Here is a 22,546-nt window from a genome sequence, read left to right on the forward strand (position 1 = left end):
CAATCTGCGAATTATATATGAATCCTACTAGTTAAATGTCAATTAATCGTAAAGAATTAGAAGAAATTGCTGCCTTGGCTCAGTTAAATATACCTGAGACGCAAGTCAGCCACATAACTGAGTCGTTGAACCAGGTAATGGCCATGATTGAGCACATCAATGATGCCAACACACTTGAGGTTACACCGATGGCTCACCCCAATGATGCTTGGCAATTGGTGCGCCAAGATGAGGTCACAGATTCATCACACAAAAATGAACTGTTGGCATTGGCAGCGCATGCCGATGAAGATCATTATTTGGTGCCAAAGGTGATCGAATGATTAACTTAAGTGTCAGAGCCATGTCAGCCATGCTGGAAAGCAAACAAATCAGTGTGCAAGAATTGTGTGGGGTTTACAGTGACCGCACCCAAGCTTTTAATGCCGATACCAATGCTTTGATCACCATCCATGCTGAATTGAATGCGGCAGAGCTTTTACAAGCCCAAGCTTTATTGAAGCAAGGTGGGCATCCATTGGCTGGTATTCCTTTGGTACACAAGGATTTGTTTTGTACCCATGGCGTAAAAACCACCTGTGGCTCCAACATGTTGGCTGAGTTTGTACCACCCTACAATGCCACTGTGGTGCAAAAATTATCTGATCAGGGCATGGTTTCAATAGGTAAAGCCAATATGGATGAATTTGCCATGGGATCATCCAATGAACATTCTGCTTTTGGTTTGGTTTCTAATCCATGGGATTTAAGTCGAGTGCCTGGTGGCTCATCGGGTGGTTCAGCGGCGGCAGTGGCAGCGAGGATGGTGCCGATAGCCACAGGAACTGACACCGGTGGTTCAATCAGACAGCCCGCTGCCTTTTGTGGTATCACCGGGATCAAACCCAGTTATGGTCGGGTGTCTCGCTATGGCATGGTGGCTTTTGCTTCGTCACTAGACCAAGGTGGCGTCATGGCGCCCAGTGCAGATGATTGTGGTTTGGTGTTGTCAGCCATGTCTGGGCATGATCCATTGGATTCGACTTCAGCGCAACAACCTCAATTTGATTGGCAGAAACCCAAGACACCGGACTCAAAGGGTTTAAAAGTTGGTGTGGTCAGTGCTTGGATTGAAGATTTGCAAGATGAAGGCATCAAACAAAGGACTTTGGAAGCCATTGCTCAGTTGCAGGCCAATGGGGCAGAGCTGGTGGAGATTGACTTGCCTCATGCTGATTTGGCGATATCGGCCTATTATGTTTTGGCGCCGGCAGAATGTTCTTCGAATTTGTCTCGATTTGATGGTGTGCGTTTTGGTCACCAAACTGAACATGTCACAGATTTAGAATCATTGTATCGACAAAGTCGCAGTGAAGGTTTTGGCCAAGAAGTTCAAAAACGCATCATGATTGGAGCTTGGGCCTTGTCTTCAGGTTATTACGATGCTTATTATTTAAAAGCTCAGAAAGTCAGGCGACTGATCAGTGATGACTTCAAGCAGGCATTTTCACAAGTTGATGTGATTGCTTGTCCAGTGTCACCCGAAGTGGCCTTTAAGCACGGTGATAAGTCAGAAGGTGTCAGCATGTACCAGGCTGATAAATTCACCATTCCGGCTTCGTTGGCCGGATTGCCTTGCTTGTCGATGCCGATTGGCTTTACCCAAGGGTTGCCAGTGGGTTTACAGTTGATTGGTAATTATTTTGCCGAACAATCCATTTTGAGTTTGGCCGATCAATACCAACAACAAACCAATTTCCACCTACAGTTTCCGGAGGCTTTCGCATGAGCCAAAGCACAAACAGTATCGACTGGGAAATGGTGATAGGTCTAGAAATCCATGTTCGCTTGGATACCATGAGCAAACTGTTTTCCGGCATGAAAGCCAGCTATGGTGCATCACCCAACAGTCAGGTCAGTTTTTTGGATGCCGGCTTGCCTGGCACTTTACCTGTGATTAATCACAAAGCCATCGAATATGCGTTGCGTTTCGGTCTTTCTGTTGATGCAGAAATTCCATCGGTTACTGTGTTTGCCAGAAAAAATTATTTCTATCCGGATTTACCCAAAGGTTACCAAATCAGTCAAATGGACGATCCGATAGTTGGCAAAGGACATATTGTGATTAACACCGATGACGGTGAAAAAACGGTAGAAATCACCCGTGCCCACTTAGAAGAAGATGCGGGTAAATCGATTCATGATAAATACGACCAGTATTCAGCCATTGATTTGAACCGTGCCGGTACCCCTTTGATAGAAGTGGTTTCCGAACCACAAATGTCAAATGCCAAAGAGGCAGTTGCTTATATGCGAGCGATATATACTCGAGTGACGCATTTAGGTATTTGTGATGGCAACCTGCAAGAAGGCTCATTCAGGTGTGATGCCAATGTGTCCGTGCGGCCCAAAGGACAAACCACATTAGGTACGCGGGCTGAGATTAAAAATTTGAATTCGTTCAGGTTTATTGAAAAAGCCATTAATCATGAAGCCAAACGCCAAATCAAAATATTGGAGTCTGGCGGCAGAATCGTTCAAGAGACTCGACTTTATGATGCGGAAAATGACCAAACAAGATCAATGCGCAGCAAAGAGAATGCCAACGATTACCGTTATTTCCCAGACCCAGACCAATTGCCCATTCAGATCACCACAGCGATGATTGACGCCCAACGGGCTCATTTACCAGAGTTTCCTGAAGCAAAAATCAAACGTTATGTGGCCGATTTGGGTTTGAAATTGGAAGACGCCGACACCATTGCCAATGATCTGAACCTGTCTCGCTTTTATGAACAAAGCTTGGCACAATCAACAGCCGCAGCAGATTTCAATGCAAAATTTCTGCTGGGCGAATTCAATGCATTGTTAAACACACATGGCACTGCCATAGCAGAGAGTCGAATCAGTGCTGATCATTACGCCGGTTTACTCGATGAGTTGCATGCAGGCACCGTCTCGCGTAAAGTGGCCAAACAAATCTTGGATGACATGTGGGAAAGTGGCCAAGATGCCAAGGGAATCATTGCCGATCAAGGCTTGGGTCAAATATCAGATTCATCTGAGTTGACAGTGTTGATTGACCAATTGATTAAAGATCACCCAGAACAAGTTGCCAGCTACCGCAGTGGCAATGAAAAAATGTTCAACTTTTTTGTTGGGCAAATCATGAAACAAACCAAAGGACAGGCCAACCCTGTGCAAACCAAACAAATTTTAGAGGATAAATTAAACAATGAGTAGAGCACTAATCTGTGGGTCTTTGGCCTTTGATAACATCATGGTATTTGAAGATGAATTTGCCAATCACATATTGCCAGATCAAATACATAAACTGAACATTTCTTTTATGGTTCCTACCTTGAGTCGAGTTTTTGGTGGCGTGGCAGGGAACATTGCATATAACCTCAAAATGATTGGTGGTAAACCCGTACCCATGGGTGTGGTTGGTAGTGATTTTGATGTTTACGGTCAGCGATTGAAAAGCTTGGGTATTTCATTGGAAGCGGTGAAAACCAAAGAAGGGCATTTTACGCCTCAGGCTTACATCACCACTGATTTAAAAAACAATCAAATCACGGCATTCCATCCTGGAGCAATGAATTTTTCACATGAAAACCATGTCAAAGATTATGAGAACATAGACATCGGTATTGTGGGTCCAGATGGCCGTGATGGCATGATTCAACATGCGCAAGAGTTTGCCGATTCAGGCATTCCATTTATTTTTGACCCAGGTCAAGCCATGCCTTTGTTTGATGGAGACGACCTGAAACAATTTATAGAACAGGCCACGTGGATGGCTGTGAATGATTATGAATATGAACTGGTTCATGATCGAACAGGTATGGATGCTCGAGCCATTGCGGCTCAATTGGATGCTTTGATTGTGACCCGTGGTGAGAAAGGATCCGAAATTTATGCCGATGGCACCATGTACCACATCCCAGTGGTTAAAGCCAATAAAGTGGTCGATCCAACGGGTTGTGGCGATGCTTATCGCGCCGGCTTGTTGTATGGTTTGACCAATGAGTTGGATTACCAAACCACAGGGCGCATTGCCAGTTTGTTGGGCAGCATCAAAATTGCCAGCGCAGGTACGCAGAATCACTACATTTCAAAAAAGGATTTCCGTCAAAGATTCAACGAAGAGTTTGGTTATAATTTCTGACTGAGTTTATCATTCAGATTCAAAGCCTTGGCACTGTTGTGGTCAGGGCTTTTTTTATGGCTTGGGCTTGAGGCTTGTCTTGCTTTTTGTTTTGGCTTTGATCAGGCAATTTTTCGATGGGAAGAACTGCAGGTCATCGGCCTCATCTGATGTTTGACCCACCAATAAATCCAACTGAAACTCAGTGGGCTTGAATGGGATTTCTGCTTGTTTGGAATCTTTTGATTTCATGCTGGAATTATATCAATGACTTGAACGGTTCGAAAAGTAAAATTTTTTGGCGTTAGCGGTATTTTGATGGAACATAGGAATCAAGATAGCTAAATATCTTGCTCAAATTTCATTTTTTTGAAACAATGGTGGCAGTTTAAAAATTTTATATCATCATGATTGATCGAGATGGTTTTAGGCCCAATGTGGGCATCATCTTGCTCGACAATGCAGGTCAAGTGTTTTGGGCCAAGCGAACCAGAGGCAATGGTTGGCAGTTTCCACAAGGGGGTATCAATACCGATGAATCCCCGGAAGAGGCCATGTTTAGAGAGTTATATGAAGAAGTGGGGTTGAAACCTCACCATGTGGATGTTTTGGGATCGACCCCCGGTTGGTTAAAATACCAGTTACCTAAAAAATTCCACAAACGCGACTCTGACCCGTCATTTGTAGGGCAAAAACAAGTGTATTACTTGCTTAAGTTGCTAGAAGACGAATCCAAAGTGGACTTCAACACAACTCAAAAGCCAGAATTTGAAGATTATCGCTGGGTTAATTTCTGGTATCCGGCTGAAAATGTCATCCACTTCAAAAAAGGGGTCTATAAACGTGCCCTGAAACATTTGGAATTCCTGACCAAACAAATATGAGTATTGCGGTCATCATCACTGACCGCAATACCGATGAATTGTGTACACAATTGGCTGCACAGTTACCACATGTAAAAATCCAACAGTGGCCTGATATTCCCGATCCAGAGTCGGTTCAATTGGCGGTGCTGTGGAATCACCCTGAAGGCATTACCCAACCCATGCGTCACTTAAAAATGGTGGTTTCAATGGGAGCTGGGATGGACCACATTGATGCCGATCCATTCTTGGCTGCTGATGTCATTCGCCAAAGGATTGTGACCTTGGCCTTGAAGCAAAATATGGCTCAATATGTGTTACAACCCATATTGGCAGTACACAGGCAGCACAAAGCCTACCAGGTCCAACAGGCTAAGCAACAATGGCAGGTTTTAGAAACTGCAGAAAAAACCCCGCTCATCGGTTTTTTGGGTTTGGGTGAATTGGGTCAGTTTTTGGCTGACCAATGTGCAGCATTGGGGTTTGCAACGATGGCCTGGACCCGTTCTCAAAATAACCGAAACCACCGATGTTTTCATGGTGATTTGGGGTTACAACAAGTTTGTAGTGCCAGTGATTTTTTGGTGGTTTTGTTGCCGTTAACCACAGCAACCCATGGCATCATAAATTTAAAAACATTGTCTTGGTGCAAACCAACGGCCCGTTTAATCAATGTGGCTCGCGGTGGTCATGTTATTGAGCCTGAATTGATAACAGCCTTGGATAAAGGCCTGATCAATCATGCTGTGTTGGATGTTTTTCAACAAGAACCACTGCCACCCAAGCATCCATTTTGGACCCACCCCAAAATCACCATAACACCTCACAGTTCAGCCCGTTCTGATGTCAAGCAAACCGCAGAACACATTGTGGCTTATTACCAGCAAATCCAGGCTTATTGACCAACAGGTCATTGCCTGAACCAATTAATCAAAAAATAATGTCCTCTCTACCCTGAAAACCTCGTAAAGCCAAGTAACGTTCAATTATTTAGGAAAAAGTGATGAGGAATTTAATTGTATTTATTTGTTTACTGTTGGGCTTGTCTGAAGTCAGTTATGCTGGCAATAATTATGTGGTCGTGGGGCCTGCCAGTGATCCTGATTGCGATTTCAGTACGATTCAAGCTGCCATCAATGGCATTGCCCAAACACAAGGCTCGATTTTAGTTTCTTCTGAGAATGGCGCCGCTTCATACAATGAAAACATAGTGATTGATGGCAAAGCTTTGGTAATCAGAGGTGGGTATGCCAGTTGTACAAATGCGCAGAACGATCTATATATTCAAGGTGATCCAAATACTTATGTTGATGGTGGTGGCAATGGCCCTACCTTCAAGCTATTCAATGATGCTCGGGTAGACTTGTATAATTTTGAAATCACCGGAGGTAATGGTTCTTTGGGTGGTGGAATTGAATCCATCAATTCAATCATCAGAGTCTTGCGCTCAGAAGTTCACAGCAATTCGGGCGGTTATGGTGGTGGCATTTATGTTCATCATGACAACATCCCAAGTGCTGGGTCAACATTTGAAGTCAGAGATTCTGTGGTGGCCGGCAACAACGCTGTATTTGCCGGAGGTGGGGTCTATTGCAGCAATGGTCGTGGTTTGATTGATGAAAACTCCGGCATTTCTGCCAACCAAGCCAGCGGAGTCAATGGGGACGGTGGCGGCATGTTTTTGTCTTTTTGTGACATCGATTTTTATGGTGGTACCACCAAAGCTGCGTTCCCATCTGACTGGAGCAGTTACAATGGCATCAAACAAAATTCAGCCAACCGCAATGGTGGTGGTATTTTCGCGGTTTCTTCCCTGGTTAATTTATTTGGCGCTGAACATGACTTTGGACAATTGGGCATTTATGGTACGAACAGCACACCGATGAATATACAAGACAATGTAGCGGATGCTGACAATGACTTGAACGGTTCTGGTGGTGGGATTTACTTGTTGGGCCAAATGCTGTCACCGGCCAGTGTCATCATTGAGAACGGCTTGATTGAGAACAACCGAGCCTATAACGGGGGCGTGATTTACCAAGGTTTTAATTCAATCGCAAAGATATGGAATTTCGTCAACGTCACTGATAATAACCCCTGTTGGAGTGAGGAATGCAGTGTGATCAAAAACAACACAGCCACCAATTCAGGCGGTGTTATTCATGCCGAAGGTGGCAGCAGCTTATCAATCAGACAAAGCCACCTTTCAGATAACAGGGCAGATTATGGTTCTGTGATTTCATTGGATGGTACGCTTGGTGAAATCAATGCCAGCTTAAGTCAAAATTTAATCGTTCACAATGGACGAGATGGTGTTGGTGAATACAGTGATTTAAGCAGCTTTAATTTATACAACAATTCGGCTGTCATTGAACAAATTCAAACCAATATAACCATGAGTCACAATACCATAGCTGATAACCACAACACCCAAGGTGTCATTGTAACCAATGGTGTACATATCAATTTAGGGGTGTTCAGCAGTATTTTGAGCGATCATGACACACCGAAAATAGGCGACTTCTTTAGTATTGCCAGTGACTATGACTTTGATTGTGTCAACACCAACAATTCAAGTTCATTAGACAGTGCCTATACCACTCGGACTCGAATGGATTCTAGCTTTCCAGGTTTTGTGTCAAGAAATTACGACTATCGTATAAAACAAGCCGCGGCTACTGAAGATTTTTGTGATGACAGTTTATTACCTATGGGTGAGCCGACCAGAGACCTTGAAAACAAGTATCGACCACATGATAATCTGAATTACATTGACTTATATGGCAGCTGGGATTTGGGTGCTTATGAAGTCATTGAAGCCAGTGATGTGATTTTTATCGATAAATTTGATTGGTAATTAACTGCTGGTTTTAGCTTTACAGCCGCCGCTGTTCAGAGGCGGTTTTTACTGATGAAAACAGCCGAGAAGCTTTATTGTTGAACCTGTTTCATTGATAATGTTTGGCATGAACGTTTTACTTTCTCGATGTATATTGTTGGTACTTTGTTGGTATTTGACGATGAATGTGGCTCGAGCTGATTTGGATTTCAATACTGTGTGCTTTCAACCAGGGATGAATGCGCCTACATTGGAATGTAATGCATTGGTCAATTTATACAACATCACAGGTGGTGATCATTGGTTCAACAACAGCAATTGGGGCAGCGCCGATGTTAACAGTTGGTATGGGGTCAGTGCATTTGGCCCTGTTGAGTTGAACGTATGGTTTTTGGAGTTGGCCGGTAATAATTTAAATGGAATCATTCCATCGAATTTGAGCGCTTTGACCGAGTTGCGGCGGATGGATTTGGGTCAGAACGACTTGTACAGTTTCATCCCCAGTGAATTTGGTCAATTGCTTAATCTTGAAGTTTTACTTTTAGGGGATAACCACCTTGATGGGGTGGTTCCAGCCAGTTTATCTGCTTTGTCTCAGCTGCGTATTTTACAACTCCAAAACAACCAATTGACAGGACAGATCATGCCACAAGTGGTTGGGTTAAGTGCGCTGGCGACGCTGTGGATTGATAACAATGAATTCATAGAAACCATTCCTGCTGCGATTGGACAAATGTCATCTTTGGCCTATTTTTCAGCTTGGAACGTTGGTTTTTATGGGCAATTGCCCAATGCCCTGACCACACTGGACCAATTGGAGTATTTGTTTCTACTGGGAAATGAAATCAGTGGTAAATTACCAGAATGTATGGGCTTGATGTCTTCGCTGCGACAAGTTGATTTGAGTGGCAACCAACTCACAGGACAGTTGCCTGAATCATTGGGCTTTTTAACCAATTTTAATTTTATCAGCTTAAATGACAACCAATTGTCAGGTTCAATCCCAGCGTCTTGGAGTCAAATGACTTTGCTACAAGGGTTTTACTTGAACAACAACCGTTTAACCGGCTTGGTACCCATTGGTTTTGGTGAAATGAGTCTGATGAATCAGTTTTTCCTCAATGGCAATGACTTTGATAACCCGGTAATTCCTCCGGAAATTGATGCTTGGTATCAACAAATACCGAACAAGAGCATCACACCACAGGGCATGAGTGAAACCCTCTTTTATGCTGATTTTGATGGCAGTTGTGGATTTTAAAACTGTTCAGGAAAGCGGTTTAATAACTGATTGATGGGTTGATCAGTTGACCATGTATTGGAATGATTTTTCCATAAAATTTGTCCACTGCTGTGGATAAAGAAAGCACTGGCATGCCTTTGTGTGTTGAGACCTAAACTCACATGACCGTAATCGGCTTGGGAGGCGAGGGCGCCTGAGATGAGAAAAGTGCCCATTTGTTTCAATATGCCAGGAGCAGATTGATCAATATGAATATAGAGGATGGCTGTATTGGCCGGCATCTGCATGGCTTCAAAATGATAACCCATTTGCATCCCCCGGTGTGTCAATTCATCATTCAGCTGGTGCCTTCTTGGGGCAATGTACTTCACCATTATGGTTAAGATTTCTTGGTGTTTATCGATTTGTTCTGTGGCAATATTTTCGGCCGCCAAGATGAAAGGAGGGTAAAGCAGTTCATCCTGTATTTGATCTTCAATATAGTGTTCCACCGCAAATGTATCCTTGATCAACAGTCCACTTGAAAGCAGGTATTTATTGATTTTTGGGTATCCCGATTGATGCAATTGTCGATCTACATCCGCCAATAGTTTATTCAAAATTTGTTGGTGGTAATAACTGTCAAAATCCCAAAGTTTGCCAATGTCATCTTTTAAATTTAAATAATCAATGACCACCATGACCTGATCGACGGCATAATTTTGAGGTTCTGGAAACTGATACATCAAACTGCCTTTGGGCTGACAAGCAATCAGCCCAAAAAGTAACATTGTCAATAAGGCAGGCAGTTTCATTTTTCACTGGTGTTTTTATAAACTTTGCCGCCTTTCATCACAAATTCGACGTTTAACAAGGCTTTGATGTCTTCAATCGGTGAGGTGGCTGTGGCTATGATGTCGGCCTGTTTGCCCACTTCGATGGTACCAATTTGATCATTCATGCCGATTAAATCAGCGGCATTGACAGTGGCACTGACCAAGACGTCTGCATTGGGCATGCCAGCTTCACTCATTAACACGGCTTCATCGGCGTTGGTGCCGTGTTTGGATATCGCGCTGTCAGTCCCATAGGCAATTTTTACCCCGCCGCGAAAGGATTTAATAAAATTTCCTTGCATGTCGGTACCGACTTTGATGGCTTTGGCGGCAACGGCTGGAGGTAATATATCGGTATTTTCTGCCATGTTTTTCACCGTAGCGCCTGCCAATAAGGTGGGAACCAAATAGGCACCGGTTTTTTTGAATAATTTAATCGCTTCCGGCCCAGTGTAAGTACCATGCTCGATGCTGTGAACGCCTGCTTGCAAAGCCGCAATGATGCCGTCCTCATGGTGGGCATGTGAAGCCACTTTCTTGCCCATGCGTTTGGCTGCCAACACCACTTCTTTCAATTCATCCATTTCCATTTGTTGACCGGTCCCTGTGGCCCGATCGGTCATTACACCACCGGTAGAAGTGATTTTGATTAAATCAGCACCATATTTAATGGCATCACGCGCCGCACGACGACAATCATAAGGGCCATCACAAATCGATTTGTCGGTATAAAACTCCATCAGATCAGGCTTCATGCCACTGACATCGGCATGGCCACCGGTGATGCCCACACCGCCGGCAGCGATCACTCGTGGACCATCAATCCAACCTTTTTCAACCGCATCTCGGTAGGCATACATGTATTGAGCGTTAGAACCCACATCACGAACCGTAGTGAACCCAGCCATCAATGTTTTCATGCCATGATGCACGGTGCGCATACCAACCATTTGATCAGACATTTTCAAGGCTTCACGGTCATTCTGTGGTCCTAATTCACCTTGTAAGTGCACATGCATGTCCATCAACCCAGGCAACACGAAAGAGTCCTTCAATTGCAACAATCGCACACCTTCGCTTGGTTCAATGTCTTTGAACCCATCTTCAACTTGGGTGATGATGCCATCTTCAATGGTGATGGTTTGGTTTTTTAATGGTGCCTGGCCGGGAACCGCTAACAGTTCGCCTGCATAGATGATGGTGGTTTCAGCTTGGCTATGAAATGTGGCCGCAAAAAGCATGGCCAAGAAATGGATTTTCAGTGATTTCATTGTTTGTATGTCATGTTCAAGGAGCAATTATCATAGCAGAATCATCGGACTAAGCGTTGAAAATGATAAAAATTTGGCTGGTCAGTGATAAGATGAATGTTGTTTTATTATTCTAAGCAAAGTACATGAATAACACTTTAAAAGTCGGATTAATCCAAATCGCACCGGTGTGGCTTGACCGGGTAAAAACCACAGATAAAATCATCGACTACCTACATCAGGCGGGCAAGCAGGGTTGTCAGTTGGTTGCTATGGGCGAGGGTTTGTTACCAGGTTATCCCTTCTGGATTGAACTGACCCATGGCGCGCGGTTCAATGCTCAGGACCAAAAAGAATTCCATGCCCATTACTGCCAGCAAGCGGTACAAATTGAGCGCGGTGATTTGGATGGTATTTGTAAAGTCCTTAAACAACACAACATGGCCTGTTATCTGGGTATCATTGAGAGGCCGCTGGATCGAGGTGGGCACAGTTTGTATTGTTCGATTGTATACATCAGCGAACAGGGTGTCATTAAATCGGTACACCGTAAACTGCAACCCACCTATGAAGAACGACTGACTTGGTCACCAGGCGATGGGCATGGTTTGGTGACTCATTCATTGGGTGCATTTACGGTGGGTGGTTTGAATTGTTGGGAAAATTGGATGCCCTTGGCCCGTACTGCTTTGTATGCACAAGGTGAAGACTTGCATGTGGCCAATTGGCCTGGTAGTGTTCGCAATACCCATGACATCACGCCGATGATGGCCAAAGAAGGCCGGTCATTTGTGATCTCGGTTGGTGGTTTGATGAGACCAGAAGATTTCCCAAAAAACAGCCCACATTTTGATGCTTTAATGAAAGATTGTCCCCCAGACTTTTTGACCGATGGCGGATCCTGTTTGTGCGCGCCTGATGGCTCTTTTATGATAGAACCGCAGGTGGGTGAAGAAGGGATTTATACCGCAACCATTGACCATACCAGGGTGTTTGAAGAACGGCAAAACTTTGATCCTGTGGGTCATTACTCGAGACCTGATGTGTTACAACTTTCGCTTGATCAATCTCGCTTGAGTAACCTTAAAATCAAATGAATTGAAAGCAGTTTGGGTGGTTATTACAAGCCAGAAGGCGATACTGAAATCAAAACTCAAGTTAAATTGGTCCAATGTCGATGTTGAATTTTTCAATCACAAGGCCTTGGTATGAATGGTATGATTGCAAAGATGAAAAATTTATTAATTATTTGTGGTTTTATTGTTTTGAATGCTTGCACTGGCTACCCGGAAAACATCAAACCTGTAGAAAATTTTCAATTGGACAATTACTTAGGCACTTGGTATGAGGTTGCTCGGCTAGACCATTCTTTTGAACGGGGTTTACAACAAGTGTCTGCCACCTATTCAATGCGTGAAGATGGTGGCATTAAAGTTATCAACAGAGGATTTAATACCGATGAGGAGGCGTGGAGCGAAGCAACGGGTAAAGCTTATTTTGTGCAAGATGAAAAGACGGCCCATCTGAAAGTTTCTTTTTTTGGTCCCTTTTATGGTTCCTATGTGATTTTCTATCTCGACCCAGATTACCAAACAGCTTTCGTGGTTGGCAATGACCTGTCTTATTTGTGGTTGTTGTCCAGAACACCCACAGTCAATGTCGCCATTAAAAACCAATTTTTACAGTTGGCTGCGGAAAAAGGATTTGCCGTGGATGAATTGATTTGGGTCAGTCATTAACACCAGAAAAAATGAATTTGTTGAGGTAGTGGCTGTGACTTTCAAAGTGCATGTTGTTCTTTCAAAAGGCTTTTGATTTTTTGCAGGCTGTTGTTGAGTTGTGCCAAAGTCTGTTGATTGTGACTCGGATTGACACTGTAACGGGCATTCAAGTAAAGTTTAAGAAAATGATTGGCCTGAACCTCAATATTGGGGTACAGCGTGATTAATTTGTGCACAAATTTTTCAATGCCTTGAGTTCTGTAGCCATACAACACTTCTTGTTTTCTAAACAAGTGAATCAATTGCAGATAGATTTTCTGTAAATCATGGTATTTTTTGCGTTTAATCCACCATATTGGAATTAAGCTGAGCAAAATAGTCATCATCAAAATACCAGCCAACATCAACGCCAAAGTTTTGCCGTCACGGTGATCGATACCAATGGCTCGGAACAGCGCCTCTTGTTTGCTGACATTGAAATCCCTGACCCACTGATTCCACTGATAGCGGTATTTATCCATAGATTCTTTGAAATTAATCAACCACTCATAATCAATGATGTTGCGTTTTTGGTCCATGATTTGCCGAGAACCCATTTCAACCCTTTCAGGTGCAACCATTGAAGTGGGATCAACCCGCAGCCAATAGCCACTGTCTTCTTCTTGGATGTATACTTCAGACCAAGCATGTGCGTCTGATTGTTTGACCAATAAATAATCACCATTGTCTACGCCACCTTGATAGCCTGTAACCACCCTGGCAGGTATGCCAGCCATTCGCATCATGATGGTGAATGTCGAAGCATAGTGTTCGCAAAACCCGCGTTTTGATTCGAATAAAAAGGCATCAATCACATCACCTTCTAAGGCAGGAGGGGTGTAGGAATAGAAAAATGGCTCTTGGTTAAAATGGTTCAATGCTCGATTCACGATATCAATCGGGTCGGCTGAATCTTGTTGCCAAGTTTCGATCAATGCTTGGGTTTTGAGGTTTTGTTGTTCCGGAAAGTTCAATAGGAGGGTTTCGTTTTTATCACTCAATGGGCTGTAAAATCTGTCCAGCAATAAGGATTGCAGTTCATAATGTCGCAGTTGGTTGATTTTAACCGGTGCGTACAACATTGAATCCGGTAGTAAAAAGGCTCCTTTGGGCGCATCAACAATATAGTCCAAGCCAAACATGTAGTTTTGGCCAGTACTTTCCAGCTCAATTTGATAGTCAATCACCTGTTCTGGTTGGTACTGTCTGATGGTTTTCCTGGTGGAATTTTGTTTTTCCCGACTCCAAGTGCGACCATCAAAATTCCACAAAACCGGCCCGCGCCAATAGAGTTGGTTGTTGGTGGGTTTTTTGTCATTTTTGAAAGTGACCCGGAACGCTGGCGAGTCATCCATAAAGAGTTCAATGATAGAGCCAGGGCTCATGCTGTCGCTGATGCCTGTCTTGCCTTCGCCGAAAATATCTGGTGAGCCCCAAATGGGAGAGCCAAGTCGAGGAAAGACCAGAAAAAACAGCACAGCAAAAGGGATCGCCAAAGCCAAGGAGCCTGCCGTAGAATTGATTTGTTTTCGATCAAACCATTTTTCATTTCTTTGAAAGTTCAAAACGGCCAGGGCATGGGTGGTGACAAAAGCTGAGCCAAACAAATACAGTACCAACAATAAGTCTTGAGAATATAAAAAGCGGGTCATGGTGACAAAGTAGCAAAGCATCACCACCAGCAAGGCATCTCGCATGGCGTATGTTTCTAATAATTTAAGCACTGTCATGGTGATTAAAATAGTCACACTGATTTCTCTGGACAGACCGAAACCTTGGCTGTAAATGATCATGATCAAAGCCACAATGGCGACCATAATTAAAATTCTGTTGTAGGCTCTTTTAAGTTGATTGATTTGGGCATAAAAACGGTAGCCCACCACCAGTGCTGTCATCGGTAAAAACCACATGGGCAACCTGTAAGCTTGTGGCAACACCGCCAGCAACACCGCAAAGGTAATCCAAAACAATTGTTTTAAACTCAATTGTGATTTAATGCGAGTCATGGTTTATCGCCTGATTGGTACTCGGCCAAGGCTGTTAAACAGTGGTGTTTATGGGCCTCACCCGCAGCCATGCCAGAATCAAATTCCGGCAACAAGATTTGGTACTCATTTTGTTGTTGTTCAGCAGCCAATACCCATGCGGTCATACGAGAAACTTTAAACTCAGTGCTTCCATGGCTGAGTTGCGAGTAATCAAACAACAAGTTTTTGCCTTGAGATTGATTGAATTCTTTGACCCATATTTGGTTGCCTTGTGCCGACTTTTTCCATGCAATGTCACGGATAGGGTCACCTTGGCGATAATCCCTGACGCCACTGATTTCATCGCCTCTTTTGAGGTTTGGTTTTTCACCCTCGCGCCCGCCATGATGTGGAAAGTCAGGACATGGAGACTCCGGTTTTGGGTAGATTAAAATGAATTCATCAGGAGTACAGTAAACCCAAACTGTGAACAAACCTAAGGGGTATCGGGTATAAAACTTGATTCTTTCTACCGGCTGCCACCCCCGTTTATGACTGGGTACCAACAACTTGAGCTGTGCTGTTTGTTGGGTAATGTTATTCACATCGCTGCTGAGTTCGTTGTCAGTGCGGATTTGCCATTTCTCATCATCAGCACCGATTTGAATGTTTAAAGTGACGGGTTCGCCCAAAAACACCGGTTTGGCTTTGACCTGTTCAAGACGCAAGTTTTTGAGATTGAAAAACGTTCGGTGCAATACCACTTGTGCCAAACCAAATAACAGGAACACCAACATCAGACTCATGTTGTTGTTGAAATTGAGTCCTGCCATCATCATCAAAAACCAGATGATTGAGAAAAATATGCCTGGTTTGCTGGGTAACACATAAATGCGTCGCCAATCGAAGCTTATGGGCACGGTCTCTCGGCCACGCCGATTGATGAATTGATTGAATTTACGTTTAAATAATTGGCGTATCATGAATGATTGATTCAATGATGTCACCAGCTGAACTGCCATCAACGGTTGTTAATCGGTGACGAGATACAGGGAAGAAAGCCCTCTGTATATCAGCCGGTGTGATGAACGTTCTGTCAGCAATGAAGGCCAAACCTTGCGCCAACTTAAACAATGATAAGCCAGCTCGTGGCGACAATCCGTGTTGGATTTGACTGTGGTTTCTGGTCTTTTGAATGAGTAATTGTAAATAATCCAATACCTCGTCATTGGCATGAATCAATTTGGCCTTACTTTGCCATTGTGACAGTTGTTCCGGTGAGGCCAATGCCTGCAAGGGTTTGTTGAAAGTTTGTAGGTACTCCGATCCATACAATTTTCGTTCACTGGCATGGTCGGGATAGCCCAATGATAAGCTGACTAAAAATCGATCCAATTGCGACTGGGGCAAAGAATATGTCCCAGCTTCATCGATTGGATTTTGAGTGGCCATTACAAAGAAAATTGCATCCAAGGGATAGGTCTCTCCGTCCATGCTGATTTGGTTCTCAGCCATGGCTTCAAGCAGGGCACTTTGGGTTTTTGGGGTGGCACGATTCAATTCATCCGCCAACAGAAACTGAGTGAATATGGGACCTTTGTGGTAGCTGAAGGTTTGACTGGGTGCATCATAGATGCTTACACCCAAGACATCACTGGGCATCATGTCTGATGTCAATTGGATGCGGTTGTAGTCCATACCGAAGGTTTGGGCAATGGCAGTGGCCAATGTGGTTTTACCCAGGCCCGGCAAATCCTCAACCAACACATGGCCGCCAGCAATCAGTGCCGCCAAAATAATGGTTATCTGTTGTTCTTTGTCTAAAATTTTGTGACCAATGTGATCAATGATATTCTGGATCATTGCTGTGTCACTGAGTGGGTGATTTGTTTTTTTGTCGGTTTGATTGTTTAACATGAATTAACTGCAAGTTATGATGGTTTATTTTCGTAAGGTCTATATTATCATTGTTAACCTGTGGATGAATGTGAAAATAGCCGATGAATAGTGAATTGTGGCAACAAGCAACTGAGCTGTATGGTCATTTACTTGAGTCTTCTGAAAGCATCAACAGCAATTGGTTCAATTTAATTGAACTGACGATCAAAAACAAATGAATGGTCAAAAGGTCTGTTTTTACTTCAGTGTCTCGACCCTGATTAAATTGGTGGTGCCTGAATAACCGAATGGCACGCCAGCAGTGATCACAAATTGATCACCAGACTGTGCCATTTTATTGTCAATAATGACTTGATTGGCAATATCCACCATCTCATCGGTGCTGGTGGCATCATCACTGAGTACGGGATTGATGCCCCATGAAACGGTTAATTGATGACAAGATTTGCTAGATGGTGATATGGCAATCACATCAGTATGAATTCGATTTCTGGCCACCCTCAAGGCAGTTGCTCCTGAACTGGAAAAACAACACATCACTTCTGCTGCCAGCGTGGTTGCTATGTGACAGGCTGCATAGGAAACGGCATCTGGGGTGTTTTTTTCGGCTTTGAATTTTCGATCTTGCATCCTTTTTTTGTAATCTGAATCTGCTTCAACTGTTCTGGCTATACGATCCATGGTTTCAACGGCGATGACTGGGTATTTACCCGTTGCTGTTTCAGCCGACAACATCACAGCATCAGTGCCATCAAATATGGCATTGGCCACGTCATTGGCTTCTGCCCTGGTTGGTATGGCATTTTCAGTCATGGTTTCTAGCATTTGAGTGGCGGTCACCACGGGTTTGCCTTTCTCTCGTGCTTTCCTGATCAGTCGTTTTTGTAACATGGGCACTTTTTCAGGTGATAACTCAACCCCTAAATCACCACGAGCAACCATGATGCCGTCAGCCGTATTCAGGATTTCTTTGTAATTTTTTATCGCGCCTGGTTTTTCAATTTTTGCCATCAATTTGGCGTTCGACTTATTTTGATTTAAATATTTTTTAGCCAATAACAAGTCGTCGCGGTTACGCACAAAACTCAATGCGACCCAATCAACATCCAGTTGGGCACCCACAGCGATGTCTTCAATGTCCTTTTCTGTGACCGCCGCTATGCTTAAATCCGCACCGGGTACATTGATGCCTTTCATGTTGCTGAGCAGACCGCCACGATACACTTGGGTATGAATGATGTCATCAGCAATTTTGGTCACCTTTAACTCCAATTTGCCATCGTCTAATAACAAGGAGTCGCCAATGGCCAAATCTTTATATAGGTCTTTATAACTGATGCCAACACCAGCATCGTCACCCATTTTGTTGTTATCGGGGTAGAGTGCAAAAGGCTGTCCTTCAGCCAGCAAAATTGATTGATTGATGAATGCACCAACGCGAATTTTGGGTCCTTGTAAATCTTGTAAAATACCAACCAGTACATTCAGTTTTGCAGCCACAGCTCGGATGTTGGCCACATTGGTTTTGTGATTATCGGCAGTACCATGAGAAAAGTTCAAGCGAAACACGTTGACCCCAGCTTTGATTAAAGCTTCGATTTGTTCAGGTGCTTGGCTGGCTGGCCCTAAAGTGGCAACAATTTTGGTTTTTCTTTTCATACTGAATGGTTTGATACAAGTGGCATTTGAATCTGCTTATGATAGACGTTTTTGATTAATCTTTCATGTCAGAATTGTTATAATCTTGTTTTTTAAGCTTTCAGGAGTCGTTATGGCATTGGTCAATTGTCCAGCTTGTAGAACCAAAATGTCCTCAGTGGCAAAAGTTTGCCCTCAATGTGGATTCAGCAGAGATGCTGATGCTGAAATTGATCCTGAACAGGTGAGGTTGTTTCAAAAACGCTTATTCCGTGATCGCATGTATAAATTGCGTATGTTCAGTTATGTGGCCATGACCATCACCATGGTGGGTGCTCTGCCTATGTTGTGGGATTATATTCAAGGACTGGAAAATGGCGAGACTGTTATTCTGCTGAATCATTGGGGTGTTTATGTGATTGCAGTGGGTTTCTTTATGTATTTGGTGATTCGCATTTTTATGCTGATGATCAGAAAGAGTTACCGGGCTAACTTACCGGTTGAATAAAGGCTGCCATACAATGCTGTTGTAAATATGTGAGTAATGGCACAATGCAAATGAGTTTTAATGTGCTATTCTGTTTAATTTATGGATAAATTGATGAAAGCCATGACAGCCATTGTGTTAATCCTACTTTTGAGCATCTCCTCGGTTGAATCAAAAGATCACAACCCTATAAGTCAAAACTCTATAACTGATGAATTGAGTATTGAAGCATATGATGCCAATGCCGAAAGGCGTTGGATGATTGAATTATCGATGCATTTGTTACAGCACCAAGACATCAACTTCAATGTGATGGGCTTAAATCACTTGAACCATAGTATTTTACACCAAGCAAAACATGAAAATGATAATGAAAATTTCAACGCTGAACTGAAGTTATCAATTTTGAACCGAGTCTTGGAAAGTCAATCAATCACCACTTCAGCACTTTTGGCGGCGAGAATGATGTGTCAACAAGCCGACATGGCAGGCCGGTGTGACGTTGAAAACTTCAATCAGCAACTATTCAAACAGGCTCCTGAAAACATCAATGTCTATTTCACTGAATTAAGCCATGCAGTGCAACACTCAGATACTGCCATGATTGACCTCATATTAAGGCAGATGAGTCAGGCAGAATACAGTCAATTCATGGTTCCCATTACTGTAGAATTTGAAACAGAGATTGATGAGTATATGAATGATCATCCATGGGTGGATGCGTTTTCAAAGGATTTTATAGAAGCCGAGTTCAGGGACCTGAGTGAATCAGCTGTGGCCACATTGGTAAAACAATCAATCTTACAATACTATTACATCATGAATATTTCCAATGTGCCGGTATTGAGACCGCTGATGACTGCTTGTGAACAATTTCAAGCCACCGCTACGCATTGTCAATCCATTGCCAGTATTTTAATGGATCACAGTGACTCCATGATTATGACCACAATTGGCTATGATTTGAATCAGAAGATGAGTCAAATATTTGGTGATGCCCAATCTCAGATGGAAAGTGAAAGGAGATACCAGGAATTTGTTGATTATCAGTCTTGCCTACTGAAAAATCATTCATTGATGGATGATCCCATGTATCAATTTGAAGAAGGGTTTATGGCTATTATGCTTCAGGGTGCACATGAAGGCAGGCAAATGGAGTCAGCGGCTTGGTACTTATACCAGCAATTGAAAGATTCAGGCCGGGAAGGCTTGGTTGACCCAAGAAACTGTGGCTTGCGGTTTATTGAGCCCGATTGAAGGGAATTACGGTTTTTTTAGACGCTGTGTACTAGAAGTTTTTACTCAATACAAATTGTTCCACTTGATCTAGAATCTCGTGATCTTTTTCAGCTTCAGTTTGTTCACGCAAACTATTGAGGTGATCAAACCATTCTGAGAATTCATCGCCATAACGTTGTTCTAAACGCTGAAGCGCATCAATCTTCCACAAGATTTGCTGTTCTTCGCTGAGTGATTCGGGAAAGTTTCTGGCTTTATACCTTTGGATCAATGTCGCCGCTCTTGGATCGGAAAAATCGCTGACTTCGAAAGGGATTTGCTCTGCGGGTAATTGTCTGATTGATTCTAAACGAGCCTTTTCTTTGAAACTGAAGAAACCTGAGTAAATCATTTCATCCACATCATCGACATTGGTCTCAAACGGCTGATCGAACACAGCAGCCGCTTTTTTCTCAATGCCAGCAAAATTTTTGATTTTTGCCAAATGAGTTTGGCAGCGGGCATAATCCAAACCAATCCGTTCCAAATCCACACCTTTCAATACTGATATGGGTGAAACGAAGGGTGCTTTATTTAAATGTATGGTTTTTAAGTGAACCCTTTCAACACCCTCCGGTAAGTCTGCTTTGGGTGTGTACAAACGGTCCTGAATGTCTTGGATATCCAGTTCAAGTAAGTCTGTTGGATCATGATGTAAATCATAACAAATGATGCCATTTTTGTTGCTGGGGTGAATGGCCAATGGCAGCATCAAGGCCAAGCATCCACGCTCAGCAGGTATCTTGTTAGAAACATGTACGACAGGTTTTAACAATTGCCAATTCAATAAACTTCTGACACTGTCTTTGCTTCTTAGATTTAGCGCAAATTCGAACAGTTTTGGTTGGTTTTTCTGCACCAGTTTAGCCATCTGTATGGTGGCTTCTACATCTGAAAGTGCATCATGCGCGGCTTCATGGATCAGCCCGTTGGCTTTGGCCAAGTCTTCTAATCTGAAGCTGGGCTTGCCGGGTTCATGCATTGGCCATTCAATGTTTTCAGGACGCAAGGCATAAGTTGCCCGCACAATATCAATCAAATCCCAACGTGAATTGCCATTCAGGTATTCACGTTGGTAAGGATCATATAAATTGCGGTAAAATAAAGATCGCACACATTCATCATCAAATCGGATGCTGTTGTATCCGACGCCACAGGTGCCATCCTGGCTCAATATACTGTGGATTTTAGCAGCAAAATCATTTTCAGCCATGCCTTTGCTGGCACACAATTGTGGTGTGATGCCAGTCACCATACAACTGGATGGGTCTGGTAAATAATCATAAGTGGGCTGGCAGTAAAACATGTCAGGTTCACCCACAGGATTCAGGTGCTCATCAGTACGGATACCAGCAAACTGAGCAATGCGGTCATAACGGGTATTGATGCCAAACGTTTCTAAGTCGTACCAATAAAATGTTTTCACAATATAAAACAGCTGGTTAAAAGCTCATTATAAATCATCGCATTGGGCTTGGTTGGCTTTTATCCTCCATTAATAAGTTGTGAGTTGATGAGGTATTCGCTTTAAACGTGGAAAGAATTGCAGTAGAATTAAATAAAATGTGATGTTGATAAGTGTGGCAGGATGTTAATGCTGAAATTATCTTCGATATCAGTTATTTATGTGTATAATGTGTTCTAGATTATTAAAATTGAGATTAGCTATGAAAAATTTTGCTTTGTGTATATTGATGATCGGAGCTTCAGCTGTCCATGCTGCGCCGATTCGCTTTGATTTTATTTTTGAAGATTCCGGTAATGGAGCCAGAGCGGAAGGTTATGTGGTTTTTGAAGAAAACTTGCTGGTCAATCCCACGCCAGCAGACGGTGGTGCTGGTGCAACTACACCCGAAGGTGTTCCAGACGGCAGTTACCAAATTCCTGGGCCAGCTGTTTTGGATCTGGAGTTCACGGTAACGGGCTCGCAAACGTCTAATGGCGTTTATGGATTGGCTGATTATGAAGAAATCATTTTATTCACCAATGGTGGCACCCTTAATTTCAATGGCGAACTGGTCGGCCAACCGACAGATGATGATCCTTGGGGTACGGTACAAGGTGGCAGTGCTGGTGATTTTAATTTGTTTGCCAATGACGTGATTGGCCCACCACAAAGCAACAATTACTCTGATGCCGTTCAAGGTGGAAGTGTGGTTCCTAGCGGTTGTTTCTTTTTTGAACTGTGTACTCCTGGAGACAACATGATATTGGTTTCTATGAGAGGTACACCTTCTGTAGTGCCTGCTGTTCCAGCCACATCAAATTTATCTGTTTTGCTGCTGTTGTTATCAAGCATGTTGGTTGGGTTTTGGTATTTCAGAAAGTCATAAACAGAACATTAAGAACATTAAAGTCGAATTTAAAAGCCTGAATTG

21 protein-coding genes are annotated in these 22,546 nt (G+C 43.2%); 13 read left to right on the top strand and 8 right to left on the bottom strand.

Going from position 1 to position 22,546, the window contains the following annotated elements:
• The first annotated feature begins 35 nt into the window (after positions 1-35).
• The 4 genes from gatC to CCS90_RS05965 are packed head-to-tail and all read left to right on the top strand — an operon-like array spanning position 36 to position 4,150.
• Positions 36-323 (top strand): Asp-tRNA(Asn)/Glu-tRNA(Gln) amidotransferase subunit GatC, encoded by a 288-nt coding sequence (gene gatC, locus CCS90_RS05950; protein WP_099018558.1) that lies wholly within the window; start codon positions 36-38, stop codon positions 321-323.
• Positions 320-1,768, top strand: a complete 1,449-nt coding sequence (gene gatA / locus CCS90_RS05955; protein ID WP_099018559.1) for an Asp-tRNA(Asn)/Glu-tRNA(Gln) amidotransferase subunit GatA — start codon at positions 320-322, stop codon at positions 1,766-1,768. Before gatC ends, gatA begins: the two co-directional genes overlap by 4 nt.
• Positions 1,765-3,222, top strand: a complete 1,458-nt coding sequence (gene gatB, locus CCS90_RS05960) for an Asp-tRNA(Asn)/Glu-tRNA(Gln) amidotransferase subunit GatB (protein WP_442757003.1) — start codon at positions 1,765-1,767, stop codon at positions 3,220-3,222. Before gatA ends, gatB begins: the two co-directional genes overlap by 4 nt.
• A complete protein-coding gene (locus tag CCS90_RS05965) occupies positions 3,215-4,150 on the top strand; it encodes a carbohydrate kinase family protein (protein ID WP_099018560.1) in 936 nt (311 codons plus the stop codon). Before gatB ends, CCS90_RS05965 begins: the two co-directional genes overlap by 8 nt.
• Positions 4,151-4,204: 54 nt before the next feature.
• Here the strand turns inward: CCS90_RS05965 and CCS90_RS14920 are convergent, their stop codons facing one another.
• Positions 4,205-4,381 (bottom strand): hypothetical protein, encoded by a 177-nt coding sequence (locus CCS90_RS14920; RefSeq protein ID WP_162846827.1) that lies wholly within the window; start codon positions 4,379-4,381, stop codon positions 4,205-4,207.
• Between the two features lie 155 nt (positions 4,382-4,536).
• Here CCS90_RS14920 and CCS90_RS05970 point away from each other — a divergent pair, with 155 nt between their 5' ends.
• The 4 genes from CCS90_RS05970 to CCS90_RS05985 all read left to right on the top strand — a co-directional run bounded on the left by CCS90_RS05970 (position 4,537) and on the right by CCS90_RS05985 (position 9,092).
• Complete coding sequence (locus tag CCS90_RS05970; protein ID WP_099018561.1) at positions 4,537-5,013, top strand: RNA pyrophosphohydrolase; 477 nt, start codon at positions 4,537-4,539, stop codon at positions 5,011-5,013.
• Positions 5,010-5,894, top strand: a complete 885-nt coding sequence (locus CCS90_RS05975; protein ID WP_099018562.1) for an NAD(P)-dependent oxidoreductase — start codon at positions 5,010-5,012, stop codon at positions 5,892-5,894. Before CCS90_RS05970 ends, CCS90_RS05975 begins: the two co-directional genes overlap by 4 nt.
• 101 nt (positions 5,895-5,995) lie before the next feature.
• On the top strand, positions 5,996-7,849 hold the full coding sequence (locus tag CCS90_RS05980) for a hypothetical protein (RefSeq protein WP_099018563.1): 1,854 nt from the start codon (positions 5,996-5,998) through the stop codon (positions 7,847-7,849).
• A gap of 109 nt (positions 7,850-7,958) precedes the next feature.
• On the top strand, positions 7,959-9,092 hold the full coding sequence (locus CCS90_RS05985; protein WP_133566494.1) for a leucine-rich repeat domain-containing protein: 1,134 nt from the start codon (positions 7,959-7,961) through the stop codon (positions 9,090-9,092).
• Here the strand turns inward: CCS90_RS05985 and CCS90_RS05990 are convergent.
• Together CCS90_RS05990 and CCS90_RS05995 are read right to left on the bottom strand one after the other, a co-directional pair.
• Positions 9,089-9,868 carry a hypothetical protein gene (locus tag CCS90_RS05990; RefSeq protein ID WP_099018565.1) on the bottom strand — a complete coding sequence of 260 codons (780 nt, stop codon included), beginning with the start codon at positions 9,866-9,868 and terminating at the stop codon, positions 9,089-9,091. The two genes, CCS90_RS05985 and CCS90_RS05990, sit on opposite strands and share 4 nt — an antisense overlap.
• Positions 9,865-11,160, bottom strand: coding sequence for a metal-dependent hydrolase family protein (locus CCS90_RS05995; RefSeq protein ID WP_099018566.1), 1,296 nt, complete (start codon positions 11,158-11,160; stop codon positions 9,865-9,867). Before CCS90_RS05995 ends, CCS90_RS05990 begins: the two co-directional genes overlap by 4 nt.
• Positions 11,161-11,285: 125 nt before the next feature.
• Here CCS90_RS05995 and CCS90_RS06000 point away from each other — a divergent pair, with 125 nt between their 5' ends.
• Both CCS90_RS06000 and CCS90_RS06005 read left to right on the top strand, forming a co-directional pair.
• Complete coding sequence (locus CCS90_RS06000) at positions 11,286-12,236, top strand: carbon-nitrogen hydrolase family protein (RefSeq protein WP_099018567.1); 951 nt, start codon at positions 11,286-11,288, stop codon at positions 12,234-12,236.
• A 132-nt stretch (positions 12,237-12,368) separates the two neighbouring features.
• Complete coding sequence (locus CCS90_RS06005) at positions 12,369-12,878, top strand: lipocalin family protein (RefSeq protein WP_099018766.1); 510 nt, start codon at positions 12,369-12,371, stop codon at positions 12,876-12,878.
• 41 nt (positions 12,879-12,919) lie between these two features.
• On the opposite strand, the gene CCS90_RS06010 is transcribed toward CCS90_RS06005, so the two are convergent.
• The 4 genes from CCS90_RS06010 to pyk all read right to left on the bottom strand — a co-directional run bounded on the left by CCS90_RS06010 (position 12,920) and on the right by pyk (position 18,424).
• On the bottom strand, positions 12,920-14,905 hold the full coding sequence (locus tag CCS90_RS06010; RefSeq protein ID WP_099018568.1) for a transglutaminase TgpA family protein: 1,986 nt from the start codon (positions 14,903-14,905) through the stop codon (positions 12,920-12,922).
• The gene (locus tag CCS90_RS06015) at positions 14,902-15,888 is read right to left on the bottom strand and encodes a DUF58 domain-containing protein (protein WP_099018569.1); all 987 of its coding nucleotides are present in this window, start codon (positions 15,886-15,888) and stop codon (positions 14,902-14,904) included. Before CCS90_RS06015 ends, CCS90_RS06010 begins: the two co-directional genes overlap by 4 nt.
• Positions 15,830-16,783 (bottom strand): AAA family ATPase, encoded by a 954-nt coding sequence (locus CCS90_RS06020; RefSeq protein ID WP_211337036.1) that lies wholly within the window; start codon positions 16,781-16,783, stop codon positions 15,830-15,832. The genes CCS90_RS06015 and CCS90_RS06020 overlap by 59 nt, the downstream gene beginning before the upstream one ends.
• Before the next feature lie 219 nt (positions 16,784-17,002).
• Complete coding sequence (pyk, locus tag CCS90_RS06025; RefSeq protein ID WP_180236496.1) at positions 17,003-18,424, bottom strand: pyruvate kinase; 1,422 nt, start codon at positions 18,422-18,424, stop codon at positions 17,003-17,005.
• A gap of 112 nt (positions 18,425-18,536) precedes the next feature.
• On the opposite strand from pyk, the gene CCS90_RS06030 reads away from it, so the two are divergent.
• Positions 18,537-18,911, top strand: coding sequence for a hypothetical protein (locus CCS90_RS06030; protein ID WP_099018571.1), 375 nt, complete (start codon positions 18,537-18,539; stop codon positions 18,909-18,911).
• A 93-nt stretch (positions 18,912-19,004) separates the two neighbouring features.
• Entirely contained in the window at positions 19,005-20,147 is a 1,143-nt protein-coding gene (locus tag CCS90_RS06035; RefSeq protein WP_133566495.1) for a hypothetical protein, read from the top strand.
• Positions 20,148-20,178: 31 nt separating this feature from the next.
• On the opposite strand, the gene sbcB is transcribed toward CCS90_RS06035, so the two are convergent.
• Positions 20,179-21,594 carry an exodeoxyribonuclease I gene (sbcB, locus tag CCS90_RS06040; RefSeq protein WP_099018573.1) on the bottom strand — a complete coding sequence of 472 codons (1,416 nt, stop codon included), beginning with the start codon at positions 21,592-21,594 and terminating at the stop codon, positions 20,179-20,181.
• 241 nt (positions 21,595-21,835) lie between these two features.
• Here sbcB and CCS90_RS06045 point away from each other — a divergent pair, with 241 nt between their 5' ends.
• Positions 21,836-22,501 carry a hypothetical protein gene (locus CCS90_RS06045; RefSeq protein ID WP_099018574.1) on the top strand — a complete coding sequence of 222 codons (666 nt, stop codon included), beginning with the start codon at positions 21,836-21,838 and terminating at the stop codon, positions 22,499-22,501.
• Positions 22,502-22,546: the final 45 nt, after the last annotated feature.

Origin of the sequence: Marinicella litoralis (assembly GCF_002591915.1) — a bacterium.
GTDB classification, from domain to species: Bacteria; Pseudomonadota; Gammaproteobacteria; order Xanthomonadales; family Marinicellaceae; genus Marinicella; species Marinicella litoralis.

Coding starts and splice junctions, on each gene's coding strand:
- CCS90_RS05975 (WP_099018562.1), top strand. CDS start 5,010: ATGAGTATTGCGGTCATCATCACTGACCGCAATACCGATGAATTGTGT.
- CCS90_RS06010 (WP_099018568.1), bottom strand. CDS start 14,905: ATGACTCGCATTAAATCACAATTGAGTTTAAAACAATTGTTTTGGATT.
- CCS90_RS06030 (WP_099018571.1), top strand. CDS start 18,537: ATGGCATTGGTCAATTGTCCAGCTTGTAGAACCAAAATGTCCTCAGTG.
- CCS90_RS06015 (WP_099018569.1), bottom strand. CDS start 15,888: ATGGCAGTTCAGCTGGTGACATCATTGAATCAATCATTCATGATACGC.
- CCS90_RS05965 (WP_099018560.1), top strand. CDS start 3,215: ATGAGTAGAGCACTAATCTGTGGGTCTTTGGCCTTTGATAACATCATG.
- pyk (WP_180236496.1), bottom strand. CDS start 18,424: ATGAAAAGAAAAACCAAAATTGTTGCCACTTTAGGGCCAGCCAGCCAA.
- CCS90_RS06035 (WP_133566495.1), top strand. CDS start 19,005: ATGAAAGCCATGACAGCCATTGTGTTAATCCTACTTTTGAGCATCTCC.
- CCS90_RS06005 (WP_099018766.1), top strand. CDS start 12,369: ATGAAAAATTTATTAATTATTTGTGGTTTTATTGTTTTGAATGCTTGC.
- CCS90_RS05980 (WP_099018563.1), top strand. CDS start 5,996: ATGAGGAATTTAATTGTATTTATTTGTTTACTGTTGGGCTTGTCTGAA.
- gatC (WP_099018558.1), top strand. CDS start 36: ATGTCAATTAATCGTAAAGAATTAGAAGAAATTGCTGCCTTGGCTCAG.
- CCS90_RS06045 (WP_099018574.1), top strand. CDS start 21,836: ATGAAAAATTTTGCTTTGTGTATATTGATGATCGGAGCTTCAGCTGTC.
- CCS90_RS05985 (WP_133566494.1), top strand. CDS start 7,959: ATGAACGTTTTACTTTCTCGATGTATATTGTTGGTACTTTGTTGGTAT.
- CCS90_RS06000 (WP_099018567.1), top strand. CDS start 11,286: ATGAATAACACTTTAAAAGTCGGATTAATCCAAATCGCACCGGTGTGG.
- CCS90_RS05970 (WP_099018561.1), top strand. CDS start 4,537: ATGATTGATCGAGATGGTTTTAGGCCCAATGTGGGCATCATCTTGCTC.
- CCS90_RS05995 (WP_099018566.1), bottom strand. CDS start 11,160: ATGAAATCACTGAAAATCCATTTCTTGGCCATGCTTTTTGCGGCCACA.
- CCS90_RS05990 (WP_099018565.1), bottom strand. CDS start 9,868: ATGAAACTGCCTGCCTTATTGACAATGTTACTTTTTGGGCTGATTGCT.
- CCS90_RS06020 (WP_211337036.1), bottom strand. CDS start 16,783: ATGTTAAACAATCAAACCGACAAAAAAACAAATCACCCACTCAGTGAC.
- gatB (WP_442757003.1), top strand. CDS start 1,765: ATGAGCCAAAGCACAAACAGTATCGACTGGGAAATGGTGATAGGTCTA.
- gatA (WP_099018559.1), top strand. CDS start 320: ATGATTAACTTAAGTGTCAGAGCCATGTCAGCCATGCTGGAAAGCAAA.
- CCS90_RS14920 (WP_162846827.1), bottom strand. CDS start 4,381: ATGAAATCAAAAGATTCCAAACAAGCAGAAATCCCATTCAAGCCCACT.